This window comes from Streptomyces sp. NPDC034111 (genome assembly GCF_055575375.1).
In genome coordinates, this window is record NZ_JBVIST010000001.1 from 670,060 (window position 1) to 684,233 (window position 14,174).

The 14,174-nt window shown below is 69.6% G+C and carries 11 protein-coding genes, 1 other RNA gene and 1 pseudogene; 5 read left to right on the forward strand and 8 right to left on the reverse strand.

Annotation, left to right across the window (positions count from 1 at the left end; translation table 11 throughout):
• Positions 1–2 precede the first annotated feature (2 nt).
• The 3 genes and pseudogenes from ACZ55A_RS02995 to ACZ55A_RS03005 form a co-directional block, all read right to left on the reverse strand.
• Positions 3–394 (reverse strand): annotated as a pseudogene (locus ACZ55A_RS02995) (transposase); the annotation flags it as partial.
• A 123-nt stretch (positions 395–517) separates the two neighbouring features.
• Entirely contained in the window at positions 518–640 is a 123-nt protein-coding gene (locus ACZ55A_RS03000) for a hypothetical protein (protein WP_256331895.1), read from the reverse strand.
• Between the two features lie 223 nt (positions 641–863).
• The gene (locus ACZ55A_RS03005; RefSeq protein WP_468832196.1) at positions 864–2,414 is read right to left on the reverse strand and encodes a trypsin-like peptidase domain-containing protein; all 1,551 of its coding nucleotides are present in this window, start codon (positions 2,412–2,414) and stop codon (positions 864–866) included.
• A gap of 147 nt (positions 2,415–2,561) precedes the next feature.
• On the opposite strand from ACZ55A_RS03005, the gene ACZ55A_RS03010 reads away from it, so the two are divergent.
• On the forward strand, positions 2,562–2,948 hold the full coding sequence (locus tag ACZ55A_RS03010; protein ID WP_159395126.1) for a hypothetical protein: 387 nt from the start codon (positions 2,562–2,564) through the stop codon (positions 2,946–2,948).
• Positions 2,949–3,162: 214 nt separating this feature from the next.
• Here the strand turns inward: ACZ55A_RS03010 and ACZ55A_RS03015 are convergent, their stop codons facing one another.
• From ACZ55A_RS03015 to ACZ55A_RS03025, 3 genes are read right to left on the reverse strand one after another with little or no spacing between them, the layout of a single operon-like run.
• The gene (locus ACZ55A_RS03015) at positions 3,163–3,318 is read right to left on the reverse strand and encodes a hypothetical protein (protein WP_401853929.1); all 156 of its coding nucleotides are present in this window, start codon (positions 3,316–3,318) and stop codon (positions 3,163–3,165) included.
• A gap of 56 nt (positions 3,319–3,374) precedes the next feature.
• Positions 3,375–4,007 (reverse strand): hypothetical protein, encoded by a 633-nt coding sequence (locus ACZ55A_RS03020; RefSeq protein ID WP_468832204.1) that lies wholly within the window; start codon positions 4,005–4,007, stop codon positions 3,375–3,377.
• Between the two features lie 23 nt (positions 4,008–4,030).
• Positions 4,031–8,068 (reverse strand): DEAD/DEAH box helicase, encoded by a 4,038-nt coding sequence (locus tag ACZ55A_RS03025; RefSeq protein WP_468832208.1) that lies wholly within the window; start codon positions 8,066–8,068, stop codon positions 4,031–4,033.
• A gap of 261 nt (positions 8,069–8,329) precedes the next feature.
• Here ACZ55A_RS03025 and ACZ55A_RS03030 point away from each other — a divergent pair, with 261 nt between their 5' ends.
• Together ACZ55A_RS03030 and ACZ55A_RS03035 are read left to right on the forward strand one after the other, a co-directional pair.
• Positions 8,330–8,977 carry a double-stranded RNA binding motif domain-containing protein gene (locus ACZ55A_RS03030; protein ID WP_401853924.1) on the forward strand — a complete coding sequence of 216 codons (648 nt, stop codon included), beginning with the start codon at positions 8,330–8,332 and terminating at the stop codon, positions 8,975–8,977.
• Positions 8,978–9,243: 266 nt separating this feature from the next.
• Positions 9,244–10,062 carry a zinc finger domain-containing protein gene (locus tag ACZ55A_RS03035; RefSeq protein ID WP_468834579.1) on the forward strand — a complete coding sequence of 273 codons (819 nt, stop codon included), beginning with the start codon at positions 9,244–9,246 and terminating at the stop codon, positions 10,060–10,062.
• Between the two features lie 497 nt (positions 10,063–10,559).
• Here ACZ55A_RS03035 and rnpB read toward each other — a convergent pair.
• An RNA gene (rnpB, locus tag ACZ55A_RS03040) (RNase P RNA component class A) lies at positions 10,560–10,962 on the reverse strand.
• Between the two features lie 96 nt (positions 10,963–11,058).
• Between rnpB and ACZ55A_RS03045 the strand changes: the two genes are divergently transcribed.
• Positions 11,059–11,880, forward strand: coding sequence for a MerR family transcriptional regulator (locus tag ACZ55A_RS03045; protein ID WP_468832213.1), 822 nt, complete (start codon positions 11,059–11,061; stop codon positions 11,878–11,880).
• Complete coding sequence (locus ACZ55A_RS03050; protein WP_468832215.1) at positions 11,877–12,653, forward strand: hypothetical protein; 777 nt, start codon at positions 11,877–11,879, stop codon at positions 12,651–12,653. The genes ACZ55A_RS03045 and ACZ55A_RS03050 overlap by 4 nt, the downstream gene beginning before the upstream one ends.
• On the opposite strand, the gene ACZ55A_RS03055 is transcribed toward ACZ55A_RS03050, so the two are convergent.
• Positions 12,640–14,124: an RNB domain-containing ribonuclease gene (locus ACZ55A_RS03055; protein ID WP_468832218.1), complete on the reverse strand. Its 1,485-nt coding sequence runs from the start codon at positions 14,122–14,124 to the stop codon at positions 12,640–12,642. The two genes, ACZ55A_RS03050 and ACZ55A_RS03055, sit on opposite strands and share 14 nt — an antisense overlap.
• Positions 14,125–14,174 lie beyond the last annotated feature (50 nt).

Sequence of the window (14,174 nt, forward strand, 5' to 3'; positions counted from 1 at the left end):
GGCGTCGTGGTCCCGGGAACACCAGCGGCCGCGCGGATGGACTGGGTGTCGAGGACCACGAGGGACGGGTCCGCTAATCGCCGGGTTCTCTCCCCCACCTGGCAGCGCAGGAGCTCCTGGATCCGCTGGTCGAGCCCGTCCTCGCGCCACGGGCCGAAGTAGTAGAACACCGCGGACCAGACCGGTAGATCGTGCGGCAGGTACCGCCACTGGCAGCCCGTCCGGTTCTGATAGAAGAGCGCGTTCACGACCTCCCGCAGGTCGCAGGAGCCTGGGTCGCCCGTCGCTGACCGCGCCCCCGGTCCTTCTTCCAGGCCGTGATCATCGGCTCGATCAACGCCCACTGCGCATCCGATAAGTCGCTGGTGTACGGCCCTCTCTTCACACCCCGCATCTCCACATGGGCATGCCCACCCGAAGTCGTACCACGATCAGTAACACGATCGAGCGATCACGAACCGAGAAGGATCAGACTTATCGCCCACTGATGGTGGGGCTGGCCGGGGGTGGCCGGCTCTCAGTCGTGGTGGTCGCTCAGGCGCGCGGTGCGGGTGATGCGGCTGCCGTCGAACAGCTCGATGACTTCGCGCGCCGACCTCTCCAGCAGGAACGGCACGTCATCACTATCGTGGATCTTCACGACGGGTCCCCTTCCTTATCCGTCTTCTTCCGTCGCCGCGACCGGGGCTCTGCCAGGGTCAGCTCCGGCGGGTTTCACTCCTGTGTCCCCTTCTTGTTGGTGACGGCGCTTGTCCGGGCCCAGGGGACGGGGCGGTCGCACGCCGCCTGGATCGAGCGGCGGGCCGCGCGCACCGGTCCACTCCGGCGCGCGGCCCGCACCACCTTCGTGCTCGGTGGGCGAGTTACTCGATTCGGAACGCCTTCGGCGGCGTCTGGTTGCCGGCGTTGTCGTAGCCGACGGCGCAGTACGTCCACGGGCCTTCGGACGCGCTGAGGGTGACCGGGACACGCCGGTAGGGGTGGTAGCCCGAGAGGTCAGCGCAGTCGGTGGTGGCGGCCGGGCCGTACTTGATCTCGAAGGCGGTCAGCTCCCAGAGGTCGAAGACCGGGCGGACCCGGTAATCGGCATCACTGCCTTCACCGAATTTCTGGATGTCGAGGGAGGGCTCCACGGTCGGAGGGGTGTTGTCGATGCGCGCGTACGCGTAGCTGGGGTGGGTCAGGGAGGCGGTCCAGTCCGCGCCCTGGAAGGTGGCATCCGGGCCGCCCGCCGCGCACAGCACGTACAGGTTGTCCTGGGTCGGCAGGAGCCGGGCATAGTCGGCGCCGCCCTTGCCGAGCCGCTGCGGACGGCCGTAGCCCTGCGGGTTCGTGCAGTCGGTCGCGCCGAACGGGCCTGTCTTGAAAGCGACGTAGGACTGGTGGCCGCCCCCGCCTGCGGTGATATGGGCGTCCCAGCGGGCCGGTCCCTCGGGCGTGTGGCTCTGCGTCTCCGTGCCGCTGAACTGGACGTTGACCTGGATGCCGGGGTCCAAACGGCAGCCGTTGCGGTGGAGGCGCAGGCCCGTCCTGTCCAGGCAGGAGGCGACCGCGTCGACGGGCGTGACGTAGACGGAGTCGTCGGCCGGGACGACAAGTCCGTGTGCGCTGCCCTCGCAGGGGCGGCCCAGGCCGCAGCCCAGATAGCCGGGCGTGGCAACAGTGTTGATCAGGCCGACCAGCCGGTTGTCCGTGGCCGTGGTCACCGGGCCTCCGGACGAGCCGCCGCTGACGCCCCGGCAGTCGGTGCGGGCGAAGCCCTTCCACAGCCAGGTGTACTCGTGCACGGACACGTCCGAGCCGGTGACCTGGCAGCTGGACAGGCGCAGGAACCGCTCGTCATCCGGGACGCCGATGATGGGAGCGTGCGCCGCCTCCAGGCGCGTGCCCCGCGCGGGAGTGCCGGTGGGCGACAGGGTGCGCGGGGTGACATCCAGCTGCGCGAGGTCGCCGTAGGTGACGGACAGCCGCAGCACCGCGACGTCGGTGTCCTTCATCGTCGCGTACTCGACGCGCTCGACCCCGAACGTCTTGTGCTCGGCGGTGTTGTCGTGGAAGAACGCGGGGGTGAACGACCATCCCTCGGGCGCGGGCTGGTCGGCGACCACCTCGTTCGTGCCCAAGGTGTCCCTCACGCAGTGGCCGTTGGTCAGGACCAGCGCCTTCTGTGCCGGAGCAGGCTCGGCGGAGGCCGCGATGACCGTCGCGGTGCACGCCGTCCCGCCGCCTGGGCCCGCGAGGAGCCGGCCCGAGGAACGGAACTTGTGCCCCGCACCGGAACCGGCATCGATCAGCGGTGCCGCATGCCGCCCGGCCGGCCCTGCCGCGTACACCGGTGCCGCCCACAGCAGCCCGGCGGCAACCGCCCCGCCAACACAGGCAGCCAGCCCGGCACGCAGGCGCGCACCGGGCATTTTGGCGCGCGTGGCGCCAGCCCTACAAGTGGTGCCCTTCACGGCACTCCCTCTTCACGATCGGCGAATGATGCGCGCCGACTGTGGCAGAACGCCCCGCACGCCGCCATGGCGACTGTGTGTTTTCGGTCAGTAACATAGAGTGATATGACGGAGGTGGGCGCTGCCGCCGGCGGGGGTGACCCTGTCGCGGCCGACGGTTTCGGCGGCGCGGCTCGACCAGGAGTCGATGACGATCGCGACAGCCTGCGGGGATCGGTCCATGCCCTTGTGGATGCGGCGCCGCGGCTGGTCGCGGAGCAGGTTGAACGCCCCGCACCCGGCCCGCCCGAGACAGGCACCGCCTACCAGGCCATCGTGGACGCCTTCAACCAGTACCCCGGCCAGGTGTTCAGGGCTCGTGAGCTGCACGAACTCCTCGGCATGCCCACCGACAAGACATTCGTCAACATCACCCGCAGCCGCCTCGGACGCCTCACCCGCCAAGGCTTCCTCACCCAGCCCGGACGAGGCCGCTACCAGAAGCGGACTTAACGTCCTCTCAGAGCGGAAGCATGGTTGGACTTCATAGCCACAGTCCGGCGAGGAGAGTTTCCGATCTAGGTACCAGCCCGCTCGGCCCGGGTCTCCAAGTGCGAACCGATCGTGGTGCGGATGCGCGGACGCGCCACTCGCCCCTCGGCGGAGCACCGAGGGAGTTCGGCGATCTTCGGTGCTTGGGCTATTCCGAGGGCTTCCTCGGTGGCATTCAGTCCCAGGCGAGCTGGCCGGTGGCTGTATTCCGTCGTGATACCGGCACGGTCGGCTGAGCGTCGGTGATGCGATGGGTCATGGCGGTGTTGCGCCGGAGAGCGCGATTGTTGGCGATCGCTCGCTCGACTGTCTCGGCATGCCCGATGATCAAGACTCCTTGGCGAACCCGCTGACCGATCTGTGAGGAACAGAGCCCAGTGCGTCCGGCTATGCGCCGCGTGAACGGGTTGCCAGGCGTGCCGCCGAGTAGGCGGCGGTGGGAAGCTGGGCGGCTCCCCGGGCGGGTGCCCAGCCGTTCTGTGGCGTTCTGGTGAAGGGGTACCACGTGTCGTCCACCAGGCGGAGCTGGATGCCTGCGTCCAGGTCGGTGATCCGGTTGTGCCTGCAGTGGAGTGGTGTGCGGGTGTGCGAGCGGACACTGGCGAGCTGTCGAGCGGCGTGTTCCAGGGTACTGGGATCTACCTCGGCACAGTGAAGGACTGCACGCACGCCGGCTTCGCCGTGGAAGGCGAATGCCGCGCGCAGGGTGCGCAGTTGCCCGGTGCGCAGTCCTGCGCGGGCGGCAGCAGTCTCGACGGTGCCCTTGTCGGAAGTGTGACGCAGCAGGCGGACAAGGTCGGTGACCGGGTCGAGGGGTCCGGGTGCGGGCTCGTCTGACCGGCTGGCCTGTGCGTGGTCAGCACTTTCGTGCATGCGAAGCAGTTTACTGGCGCGGTGTGCCGCGTCAGAGGCGATGGCGGCCAGCTCGTCACCTATGGGGAGGCCCTGGGGCGGAGAGGGGATGAGACGGTCCCAGAAGGGCGGCGCTGTTGTGGTGTCGGGCGCAGGCGTCGTGGCCACGCGGTCTCCTCGCTGTTCGGTGTTCACAGTGGGGCGCCGCACAGGGCGATGAGTTCGTCGGCGGTGACCCGGCTGAGGTCGAGGCTGCCGTCAGGAAGGAAGAGGTCGGTCAGTTCCTGTTTGCGCTCCAGCAGCGCGCGGATGCGGTCTTCGATGCTTCCCTTGGCAATCAGGTGGTGCACGGTGACAGGCCGGGTTTGGCCAGGCCGGTGCGCACGGTCGTTGGCCTGGGCCTCGTGAGCGGGGTTCCACAGCCGGTCGATGTGTAGGACGTGGTTCGCGCGGGTGAGATCCAAGCCGATACCACCGCTCTGCGGAGTGAGGACGAGCGCGGTAGCGTCACCGGCCGCGAAGTCGTCGACGGCGCGGGTGCGCTGTGCGGCGCTCATACCTCCGTGGTACTGAAGGGCTCTAAAGCCGCGGGCCTTGAGGTAGTGAATGATCAAGGAGATGGATTCGCGGTACGTGGTGAACACGAGTGCTGCCTCACCGGCGTCGCGTACCGGCTGCAAGATGTTGTGCAGGAGAGCTAGCTTCGGAGCCCGGGTGGCCGCCTCGACGGGGTCGGCTGCGGCGGTTTCGGAAGGGTCTTTCGCGTACAGGGCGGGGCTGATACAGATCTGCTTGAGGTCCTTGATCAGCGCTAGGGTCAGCAGTCCCCGGCGCCCCTGGTCGGGGCAGGTGTGGATCTGCCGGAAGGTGTCACGGGAGAGTGCCTCGCACAGGCCGATCTGTTCCGAGGACAGGGGCACGTAGTGGATGATCTTTCGCTTGGGCGGCAAGTTCAGGCCCAGAGCCGGATCGCTCTTGAGGCGGCGCAGGAGGAATGGCGCGAGCAACTGGTGCAGCCTCTCGACGGCTTCCCGGGCCTGTTGCGGGGGCCCAGAACTCGTTGGTCGGACGTAGCGGCGGGTGAAGTCCGAACATGATCCGAAGAGCTGGGGGTTTGCCCAGTCCAGGAGCGCCCAGAGTTCCTCCGGGCAGTTCTCCATGGGTGTGCCGGTCAGCGCCAGGCGGGTCGTGCTCTTGAGGGACTGCGCGAGGCGCGCTGTGCGGGTGGCGGGGTTCTTCAGCTTCTGCGCCTCGTCCGCGATGACCAGCCCCCAGGTGCGCGCACCGAGGTGGGCAAAGTCCTGCCGCAGAATCGGATAGGTGGTGAGTACGACGTGGTCCTCGCCGACCTTGGCCAGAGACCGCCGGGGGCCGTCGTAGACGGTGATGGGCACTCCGGGAGCGTGGGCGCTCAGGGCACGTTTCCACGTGGTGATCAGGCTTTTCGGGCACAGGACGAGCGTGGGACGGGACGTGTGGTTCGCTCTCCACCACAGGTGGAAGGCGATGGCCATCACGGTCTTTCCCAGTCCCATCTCGTGGCCCAGCATGGGGCCGAAACCCACCGTCGTCACCTGAACGAGCCAGCGCAGAGCTTCTTCTTGGTATGGGTGCAGTCTCAGACCCACCAGTCCGGGCGGAGCGGTCAAGGGAGCCTGGGGGATGGTTCCCTGCAGGTGACCGAGGAGTTCACGCAGCCCGTCGGCGGGCCGACAGGCGTAGGTGACTCCGTCGAGAGTGATCTGCCCGTACAGGGCTTCCAGCAGGGCCCGCCGGGCCGGAACGGAAGGCAGGGGCCGGCTTGCCTGCTCGCGCGTGCTGTCGTCGATCAGCACCCAGCGGTTGCGCAGCCGCACGCACGGCATCGCCGTCTCCGTCAGGAGTGCCAGCTCCCGTGCGCTGAGAGGTTCACCGTCCAGCGTCAGCTGCCACCGGCGGTCCAGCGCCTCGCCGAGTCCGATCGGTCCTCCGTCATCCACAGGAGAGGATCCGGTTCCCACGACCGCCTCGATGCGGAGGTCTGCCGCCCACTCCTTGTCCCACTCGATCTCCACGCCGGCCTGACGCAGCCGAACTGCAAGTTCACCACGGAGCAGGGCTGCATCCTTCAGTGACAGCAGAAGCTTGTGTGGCCGCAGCTGCAGCCCCAGCTGGAGCAGCGGAGCAAATTCACGGCCTGCGCGACGCAGCGTGCGGCCCACCCGGTCCGGCAGGCCTGGGGTGCTGAAGTCCGGGTGCCCTTCCCACACCTCGTCGGCGCCCACCGACCCGCGGTCTCCGGAACTGACGTCGGCGGTCCGCGTTCGCTGGAGCCGGAGTTCCGCACGCAGCTGTCCCTGAGGGACATCGCCTTCGCCGGCCCCGTGGCCAGGGACCGGCGGCTCACCAATGCACAGGACGAGCATCGGCATGGCCTCTGCCGACTGCACATCTGGACCGCTTGGCGGCACCGCTTCACCGACAACGCCCTGCTCGTCAGCGTTGCCCAGCTCGTCGGCCAGGTCATCAGCCCATTCCTGCAGGGCCAGGGCTGGCCCTGGGAGCTGGATCTGCGCGGCGAAAGGCACATGCCCCAGAAGGAAGCGGTGTCCTGGCGCAGGGACGAACCTCTCGACCAGCAGGTCAACGGCGGAGCGCACGCACGCCCCGGCGTCGAGCGGTAGGCGACGGGTGCTGCCACCCTCGCCGTCGCCGAGTACCCGGGGAAGGCGGGCAAGTTCGCGCGCGGCCTCGTTGACGAGCTGCACGTGCTCGGGTCCAAGGATGGGCCGCCAGAGCGGTCTGCGCACACCCAGGGAGAGTCCTGCGGCCACGTCCGGCCGTAGCCGACCCTCTCGCACGAGCTCCAGGACCAACCGCGCCACCTGTGACCACAGCCGCGCGCTTGCCGACCATCCTTGCCGCACCTCCGTCCTGCCGTCGGCAAGCACGTGGAGCACATCGACGAAGTCCACACGGCCGCAGGCGGTCACGACCACTTCGCCACCGCTCAGGAGTAGTTCCCTTGTCACCAGGGCACCGGACGGGCCGTCCTGAGCGGACGTGGACCCAGACGGCAGGACGCAGCACAGGAAGCAGGATCCACCGCCCGGATCCGTGCTGTCGAACACCACCTCTGCCCCGCGGGCAACCGCACGCCACACAGCCTCGTATTCCAACGACGGCTGCGCTGGTAGGAGATCAGCTGTTTCCTGTAGAACCTCCCGCTGTCGCGCCAGTCGCTCGGGTCCGCTCCTGGGCTCCGCCTCCTTCGCCTCATTGCCCCCGCTGGGCGGATGGGGGGCCCGCGCATCTTCGGCTCCGTCAGAGCCGGCGCTGCGCGGCCCTGGAACGTGGGTGGTCGGCGCCCCGTCGCGCTGACTGCCGCTGTCCGCAGCGGCTTGGCTGCCCAGCACAGACCAGGCAGCGCGTGAGGGCTGCTCGTGAGAAGGACCCTCACGGCGAGGCAGGTCCTCTTGAGGCGCCGGATCCTGAGTGGCGCCGTCGGCCTGGCCGTCCGACCACACCCGCCCCAGCTCCTGCAGCAGACCTGCCGCGGCCTCGCCCCGGGCCAGCTGAAGCTTGACGCCCTGCCCCCTGGAAGACACACGCTGCCCGTGGCGGGTGCACACCACCCGAACAGTGAACGGCGGCCCCGCGGACGACGTGAACTCCAACCCTTCGATCTCCCCCTGACGTCCCATTTCCTCCAGGACAGTGATCGGCGAGCGGGTACGCGGGGTGGTCCACAGAGGCTGTCCCTCCCCCGGCACGGAGGCACGCCCCTCATCACTGGACTCCTCAGCGAACGGCTGCGGACAGTCGGCGATCGCCGCCAAGAGGCTCACATGTGACCGCTGCTCCGCCATCTTCTTCGTCCGGCCCCTGCTCCACCGGCCGACATACTCCTGACCAGCCAGTGCCACGCTGCTGCGGGCCGAGAACACCTCGTGGGGCGACTCGCCTACCCGCAGCATCTGTGTACGCACGCCCTGAGACCGCAGCATCGCCGTGTTCATGTTCAGAACGCTCGTCGCCCAGTACGGATGACGCGCCAGGAGGGCGATCACCTCCACACGCACTGGTTGCACGAGCTCGCCCGTCAACTCCGAGCACAACAGAAAGCGAACATCGGCGTGCGTCAGCCCGTCCCGCGCCAAGCGCTCACGAACCTCCCTCGCCGCACTCGCATCAAGCACGCCCTGCCGGGCCACGGACGCCAGCCACGGCGGAACCTCCGCCCCGCTCACCGGACTTCCCCCAGAGCACCGTCAACATCACTACGCACCCCAGGACTTCGGATAAAAGCATGCGAATCCCTCACGACGAGTACCTTATGCTCCGCATAGAAGCGAAATATCAACCAAGAGTGAGAAATGGGTAGTTGTATGCATTCTGACCCGCTGGCCTCCCCCCACCGGTCCGAGTCCGATCCGATCTTGGCTGTGCCCTCTCCGAGGACCACGTCAGAGCGCCCCGTCCGCGGCTACGTGTGCCGCGCAGGATGCGGCATGGCCACCCACGGGCAGTACGTGCCCTCTGGCTGGTACGCCCTTCAGAGGTCCACCGGAAGGAGTGAAAAGCACCTGCGCCTCGGCCTCTACTGCTCCCTGCCCTGCCTGATGCGCAACCAGAGGCGTCTTGAGGAATGCGCCTCAATTCACGCTGGGCGGCTGAGACTTCCCGCAGACGACATCCAGCACTACGCAGACCTCCTCGAGCGAGCCCTGGGCGACTTGAATGAGGGCATGACCGTCCGCGAGGTCGGGGACAAGCACGGCATCCCCACGAAGACACTTCGAGGCTGGCTGGAGACCGCGAGCATCAGCATCGGAGCCGACGACCGCTACAGCGGAACCGGGGCTGACACACGGCAGCCGCCCCCACTGAGCGCTGGACAGCTCCGCAGCCTCCGGCAGGGCAGGAGCCCCATCAGTGTCGTCAACGAACTGGCCCAGAAACAGATCCTCCGCGACATCGATTGGGAGGACAGCCGCACCGGACGAGCCCACAAACCGCTGTTCACGTTCTCCCTCACGGCCACCCGCGCAGACGATGGCAGCACCCTGCGCGCCGAAGGACGATCGACAACCAAAGCGGCCGCTCGGACGTCCGCCGCCGAGGACCTTGTCCAACAACTCGCCGCCGCACTGTCCTGATGGGGCGCCCGCGCCGGCGGAGGTGCTCCGGACCGCAGTCAGCCTCGCGGCGGGCGAACGCCGGCAACTCGCCGTCCCACGGCTGGGCCGTCCCGTCACGAACCCTTCCAGTGGTGAGAGTCTGTCGATCCTGCAGTACCCACGTGCGGGTGAGAATGAAGGGCGCCGTGGACCACTCTGAGACTCCGACGCGTTAGTACAGCGTGCCCCCCAACGATTCCTGCACGAACGCCACCAGCGCCTGCGCGTGCACCCGGCCGGCCTTCATGGTTGAGGTGGACGGCTTCCTCTACGAGGCCGTGCCTGTCGCCGCCGACAGCATGCCTCGGTGCGCACACTGCGCCGCTCCCTACCAGGGGCCTTGGCGGTTCGGCCAGGCTGTGCATCTCGACGACCCACGCGTGTGCGGCCAGCCCAAGAAGAATGGCCTGCCCTGCCAGTGGGACATCACCCGGGAACCGTGCCGTGCTCACCTGAGCCCGCAGGAGCGGGAGCAACAGCGTGCCAGGGAAGCCGCTGAGGCCGAGCGGCGTAAAGAGGAAGAACAGCGACGGCAGCGGGCCAACGCCGAACGGCGCGAGAACCTCATCGAGATCCTCTCCGTTGCCTGCCCTCACTGCGGCGCAGCCGCGGCCGCCTTGTGCCGAAGCCCGAAGGGCGTCCCCGTCCGGCCATTGCACCAAGCACGACGCGCACTCGCGGGCATTCTGTGGCCCAAGGAGTTCGTTCTCGAGGAGTACTCCTTCCACTCAGGCAGAAAGGCTCCGGATCCTCCGCTGGACGAGGACCCCCGGGAGATCCTGGACCACCCCCTTCCGGACAAGACCGCACAGGCCGAGCCGCGCTATGCGCGGGAACAACAGCAAGCGGCAGAACGAAAGCTACGCCGGGCTCGACGTGAGCTGTGGCTGGCCTCAGCCCCACGTAGGGACGCCGTCAGCGCACAAATGTGTCCCGCATGCGGCGCAGCACCCCACACACCATGCACCGCCCACGGACGGGGACGCGGCTGGCAGCCCCACACCGAGCGCGTCGATGCCGCCATGAAAGCAGACACCACGGACACCGATCTGGCCAAGGAGTAGACAGCGCAGCCACAGTGAAATCTCCACTTGCCGAACCCCGGACAACGGTGGAGTCAGGCGCCCGGCCACGTCGGCCGGAGCCCACCATTCGCTGCCGGGCAGCGGCTCCAGTCAGCGCTTCAGGTACGTCGTGCCGCCGGCCAGCGTCCTGACAGGCGAGCACCTCCTCCTCGCGGTTTCGGTGTTCCGGTGCACGCCGGTTCGTCAACCGGTGTTCGTCTGTGTCCCACGGCATGTGACGTGCGACGTGACCGGCAGCCGTCCGGTTATCCAGCCTCTCGGCGAACAGCGCCTTCCCTCGTGGAGCCATACGTCGAATCGCCTGTTCAGAGGGCTCGGCAGGCAGCCCATCCCGGGGACTTTTCGGGGACTTTCTGGTCTGTCAGGGGGACTTTCCGGGGACTTTTCGCCGCCTAAACAGGCAAGCCTCCGAAAGACCGGAAAGGGCCTCCGACGCAGGTCAGAGGCCCTTTCCGGGGCTAAGTCCCAGGTAGCGGCGGACGAGTCGGCCTGTACGCCGGGTTCTGTCACCCTCGGGCCTTGCGGGCCGAGGGGAGACGGCCATCCATCTAGGGCTGCCGTTGCCGGCAGCCTCGTGCGGTCTACCCGCGGACTCGGGCGGGCAGCCCTCGGTCGTCCGCGCAGGGGCATCAGCCGATGCCCCCTCTTGACCTTGCTCCGGGTGGGGTTTACCTAGCCCTCCGAGTCACCTCGGAGGCTGGTGGTCTCTTACACCACCGTTTCACCCTTACCGGAGACCGAAGCCTCCGGCGGTTTGCTTTCTGTGGCACTGTCCCGCGGGTCACCCCGGGTGGGCGTTACCCACCACCCTGCCCTGTGGAGCCCGGACGTTCCTCGGGAGGATCGTCAAGATCCCCACGCGGCCGCCCGGCCGGCTCGTCCGCCGTGCCGCCCATGCTACCTGCCGCGGGAGCCGGGGCCGCGCGGCGGTGCGGGCCTTGACCTTGTCGCAGCGGCAACGTTTCTACTGGCCGCATGAGAATCGGTGAGCTCGCAGGACTGGTCGGCGTGAGCACCCGCGCCGTACGCCACTACCACCACCTCGGACTGCTGCCCGAGCCCGAACGCCGGGCCAACGGCTACCGGGAGTACGGGCTGCGGGACGCGGTGGCGCTCGCGCGGCTGCGGCGGCTGACGGAGCTGGGGCTCGGGCTGGACGAGGTGCGGGACGTGCTGGCCGACGACTCGGGGCGTGAGCTGCACGAGGTGCTGGCCGAGCTGGACGCGGACCTGGCCCGCCAGGAGGCGGAGATCCGGGCGCGAAGGTCCCGGCTGGCCGCGCTGCGGCAGCAGGCCGAGGAGGACGGCGGGCTGCCCGCCGAGGGCCCCGTATCGGACGAACTGGCCGCGGTCTTCCGGGAGATGGCCCGCACCTCGGCCGCGCGGCCCGGCCCGGAGCCCGCGATGGCGGCGAAGGAGCGGGAGGTGCTGGCGCTGCTGGAGTCGGCGGGCGGGGCCGGCGGGGCGGGAGCGGGCAAGCGGGTGGTGGAGTTGCTCGGAGAGGTCACCGCGGCACCGGGGGCGATGGAGCAGACGTACGAGGTGTACGGGCTGCTCGATGCACTGGCGGAGGCCGCGACGGACGACCCCCGGGTGGCGCGGACCGCGCAGGCGCTCGCCGACTGCATACCGGACGCGGTGCTCGCCGCGGTCGGCGTGGAGAACTGGGAGCGGGCGGCCGGGCCGGCCGCGGGCGCGGACGGCGGCTTCATGGCGGCGTACTACGGGCACTTCGCGCCCGCGCAGGCCGAGGCCGTACGGCGGGCGATCCGGCTGGTCGCGGAGCGTGCGCGGTGAGCCGGCGGGGCGGAATGCAGCGCCGGGACGGGACGCTGCGACGGGAGGGGACGCTGCGACGGCTGGCTGCCCATGAGGGCCGGTGGCTGGTGAGCCTGGGCTACTGGGTGGCGCGGCGCCGGATCGGGGTGGCGCCCGGCGGCCGGGCCATGCCGTATGCGGCGGCGCAGGCGGCGATCGTGTACGGGCTGACGTTCGTGTGTGTGGTGGAGACGGCCGGGCTGCATGTGCTGCTCGGCCGCGTTCCGGCGGCACAGGCGGTGATGCTCGTCGTCGATGTCTACACGGTGCTGATGATGCTGGGCTTCCAGGCGGCGGCGGTCACCCGGCCGCATGTGCTGGAGGCGGGCGTGCTGTGGCTGCGGGACGGGGCCCGTAGGGAGCTGCGGATACCGGTGGAGCGGATCGCCTCCGTGCACTACGACCTGCGGTTCACCAAGCAGGCCACCGAAGAGACCGCCAAGGAGCAGCAGCCGAAGGGCGGGGTGGTGGAGCTGGCGGTCGGCGGGCAGACATCGGTGACCGTCGAGCTGGTCGAACCGGTGGAGGCGGTACGGATGTTGGGGCGGCGGGAGCAGGTGCGTACGGTGCGGTTCCATGCCGATGACGCACGGGGCGCGGTGGCGGCCGTACGGGCGGAGAGGGCGGCAGTGGCGGCGGTACGGGCGGAGATGGCGGGGGTGACGGGCCAGGAATCGGGCCGAGCACCGGGGCGGGCACCGGGCGAGGCACCCGGGGCTGCCCCGTCGCGGGGTGTGGTCAGGCGGGGGTGAAGCGGACCGGGTCGCGGCCCGGTTCGGCCTCGGTGAGGCGGACCTGGATGTGGTGGCCGAGGGGCAGCGCGGGGCCTCCGGGGGTGGCTTCGACCGGGCCGATGACGGCCGGGTCGTAGAGGTGGACGATGCCGTGGGTGGGGTCCTGCTCCTGGATGTCGACGACCATGGCCTCGAAGATCTCGCCGACCCGGTCGCGCAGCAGCGCCGCCTCGACGAGGTCGACGCAGGCCCGCTCGACCTGGTTGGCGCGCTGAGCGCCATGCTCCATCTCCCGGGGCAGGGCGGGCAGCGCGCTGCGGACCCAGGCGGGCGGTTCCGCGCCGGCCGAGGCGGCCAGGCACAGCTCGGAGGTGTAGCGGTCGACGAGCCGGCGCAGCGGCGCGGTGGCGTGCGCGTACGGGGCCGCAACGGCGGCGTGCATCGCCTCGGAGGCCTTGGGCGGGGCGCCGTCGAAGGCGGTGTAGCCGGCGCCGCGCAGCAGGGCGGTGCACTCCTGGAGGAACGCGGCGTGCGCGGCGCGGCGCGGGTCGAGGGTGCGGATCAGCGCGGAGTACGAGGTGTGGTGCGGCCAGTCGACGCCGAGCGCGCGGGCGGTCAGCCGCAGCCGGGCGACCGAGCCGTCCGGGGCGGTGGGCAGCGTACGGAGGATGCCGGTGCCGGAGGCCAGCATCAGCTCGGCCGCGGCCATACCGGTGAGCAGGGAGATCTGTGCGTTCCAGGCGTAGGCCGGGAGCGGGGCGCGGTATTCGAGCGTGTAGCGGCCGTTGTGCTCGACGATCTCCTGCTCGGGGACGTGGAGCGAGATCGCGCCCCGGGCGACCTCCAGCTCCTCGCGCAGCAGCCCGATCTCACGCAGCAGGGCGAGCGGCTCCTCGGCGGTCCCGTCGTCGATGACCCGCTGGACACCGGCGTAGTCGAGCTTGGCGCGCGAGCGGACCAGGGCACGCCGTACGGAAGTGCTGGTCAGAGCGCCCTCCGGGTCGAGATCCAGCTGCCACAGAACGGCCGGGCGGTCCCGGTCGGGCAGCAGGCTGGCGGCGCCCTCGCTGAGCACGTACGGGTGCAGCGGGACCCGCTCGTCGGGGAAGTAGAGGGTCGTCACGCGGTGGTGCGCCTCGGCGTCCAGGGCGCCACCGGGCGTCACGAAGGAGGCGATATCGGCGATGGCGTAGTGGATGCGGAAGCCCCCGCCGGGCCGCCGGGACAGGAACAGCGCCTGGTCGAGGTCGAGCGAGCCGGGCGGGTCGATCGTGAAGAGCGGGAGGTCGGTGGCGTCCTCCAGGGTGTGCTCGGTCGACACCGCGCCATCGGCGGCCGGGATCCGCGGCGCCCGGGCGGCGCTCTCCGCCTCGGCCTGTGCCGTGGGCGGGAAGTGGTACGGGATCTCCAGCTTTCCGCGCAGCTCATGCAGCGCGGCACGCAGCGGGGCATCGGCTGCGTCGATCACATGCATATGGAGACGGGGCATGAAATCGAGCGTATGGCGGGTGGGCGCAGGTGGCGCGCCGTAGGGGGCGG

Coding starts and splice junctions, on each gene's coding strand:
- ACZ55A_RS03045 (WP_468832213.1), top strand. CDS start 11,059: ATGAGAATCGGTGAGCTCGCAGGACTGGTCGGCGTGAGCACCCGCGCC.
- ACZ55A_RS03030 (WP_401853924.1), top strand. CDS start 8,330: ATGGCCACCCACGGGCAGTACGTGCCCTCTGGCTGGTACGCCCTTCAG.
- ACZ55A_RS03005 (WP_468832196.1), bottom strand. CDS start 2,414: ATGCCCGGTGCGCGCCTGCGTGCCGGGCTGGCTGCCTGTGTTGGCGGG.
- ACZ55A_RS03035 (WP_468834579.1), top strand. CDS start 9,244: ATGGTTGAGGTGGACGGCTTCCTCTACGAGGCCGTGCCTGTCGCCGCC.
- ACZ55A_RS03010 (WP_159395126.1), top strand. CDS start 2,562: ATGACGGAGGTGGGCGCTGCCGCCGGCGGGGGTGACCCTGTCGCGGCC.
- ACZ55A_RS03055 (WP_468832218.1), bottom strand. CDS start 14,124: ATGCCCCGTCTCCATATGCATGTGATCGACGCAGCCGATGCCCCGCTG.